We start from the raw sequence: 1,586 nt of genomic DNA, 5'->3' as shown, positions 1-1,586 counted from the left end.
GAGAAGCAGCTCGCCGGCCTGCTGCGCGGCGTCGACGTCATCGTCGCCGGCGGCTCGGACACCCGGCTCGCCGATGCGACCGACCGCCTGCGCGAGGGCGACGAAGCGCAGGGCGACTATCCCTTCGTCACCACGGACGCTGACGGCGACCCGCTGCTGATCGTCTCGACCGACGGCGAATACTCCTATGTCGGGCGCCTCGTGGTCGAATTCGACGCGGACGGTCGGCTGGTGAATCTCGGCGACGGCTTCACCGATCCGGACGTGTCCGGCGCCTACGTCACCGACGACCAGGGCGTGACCGAAGTGACCGGCGCGCAGACCGCGCAGGAGGCAATCGACGCTTCGGAGAGCGCCGATCTCGTGGAGCAGCTGGTCGACGCCGTGTCGGGGATCGTCACCGCGAACGACGCCAACATCTTCGGTCGCACGGACGTGTTCATCGAGGGGCGGCGCGAGTTCGTGCGCACCGAGGAGACCTCGCTCGGCAACCTGTCGGCCGACGCCAACCTCGCCTATGCGCAGGCGATCGATCCCACGGTGGTCATCTCGATCAAGAACGGCGGCGGCATCCGCGCCGCCATCGGCGAGGTGGACGGGCTGACCGGCGCGCTACTGCCGACCTCGGCCAATCCCGCCGCGGAAAAGGAGGCGGGCGACCTGTCGCAGCTCGACATCCAGAACGCGCTGCGCTTCAACAACGGCCTGACGCTGCTGTCCCTGTCCGCGGCCGATCTGGCCGCGGTGCTGGAGCACGCCGTCGCCGCCACCGGTCCCGGCTCGACCCCCGGCCAGTTCCCGCAGGTGTCGGGCGTGCGCTTCAGCTTCGACGCCACGCGCGATGTGGGCGACCGCATCGTCAACGCCGGCGTGTTCGCAGAGGACGGGACCCTGATCGCGGAGATCGTGCGCGACGGGGCCGTGGTGGAGAACCCCGGCCAGAGTTTCCGCATCGTGACGCTCAACTTCCTCGCCGACGGCGGCGACAGCTACCCGTTCCCGGCGCTCGGCGAGAACCGGGTCGATCTGGTGAACGCCTTGGCTCCGCGCACCGGCGTCGCGACGTTCGCGGCTGACGGCTCCGAGCAGGACGCCTTCGCGGAGTATCTCGCCCAGAACTTCGCCGTGACGCCGTTCACCGCGGTCGAGACCGGCCCCGATGGCGACGAGCGCATCCAGAACCTCGCCTTCCGCGCCGATGCGGTGTTCGAGGACGATGTGGCGCCGGACTTCCTCGTGATCAACGAGATCGTGGTCAGCACCACCGGGGTCGACACCGAGTTCCTGGAGCTTCTGGGCGAGCCCGGGCTCTCGCTCGACGGCGTGTTCCTGCTCGAGGTGCGGTCGGGCGGCGTGATCGACAACGTGCTCGACTTCTCCGGACTGGCGCTTGGCGAGAACGGCTACTTCCTCGCCGCCAGCCCCGAGGCCGAGAGCCGGCTCGGGGTGACCGCCGACTTCGCCTTCGCCAACAATACGTTCACCAATTCCGCCCAGACCTATCTGCTGGTGCGCGGCTTCACCGGGGCCTCGGGCGAGGACATCGACGCTGACGACGACGGCGTGATCGACGCCAAACCGTGGGA

1 protein-coding gene is annotated in these 1,586 nt (G+C 69.2%); it reads left to right on the top strand.

What is annotated here, in order from left to right; translation table 11 throughout:
- Window positions 1-1,586, top strand: a 1,586-nt coding sequence (locus tag V7Q31_RS19150) for a bifunctional metallophosphatase/5'-nucleotidase (RefSeq protein WP_333835427.1), incomplete at both ends; no start/stop codon positions are given.

Source organism: Rubrimonas sp. (assembly GCF_036788415.1).
Taxonomy (GTDB): Bacteria; Pseudomonadota; Alphaproteobacteria; order Rhodobacterales; family Rhodobacteraceae; genus Rubrimonas.
The sequence above is the reverse complement of the archived record's forward strand: the minus strand, read 5'-3'. Positions and strand labels throughout refer to the sequence as shown.